1 protein-coding gene is annotated in these 236 nt (G+C 64.4%); it reads left to right on the forward strand.

The features are described 5' to 3' along the window. Positions 1 to 29 precede the first annotated feature (29 nt). Complete coding sequence (locus ACM0OZ_RS49420; protein ID WP_414590249.1) at positions 30 to 164, forward strand: hypothetical protein; 135 nt, start codon at positions 30 to 32, stop codon at positions 162 to 164. The last annotated feature ends 72 nt before the right edge of the window (positions 165 to 236 follow it).

The following is a 236-nucleotide window of genomic DNA, read 5'->3' on the forward strand; positions in this document are numbered from 1 at the left end:
GCAATATCGCCACTGAGGATCTGGTCTAGATGCTGGAGCGCGGCGGGTATCAGACCGACTATGATTTGGACGCCCTGATCGCAACGGCGCGCGGGATCGGCGAGGCCATCGGCCGACCTGCCCCCTCGGCGCTGAGCCGGGCAGGCGGATTTCCCAAAGTCTGAGGCCGATTTCCGCCGTGCTTGGCGGACTGGACCAAACGGCGCTATCTAAAACCACAGGCGGGATGCGGCGTC

Source organism: Scytonema sp. PCC 10023 (assembly GCF_963920835.1).
GTDB lineage: Bacteria > Cyanobacteriota > Cyanobacteriia > Cyanobacteriales > Nostocaceae > Kalymmatonema.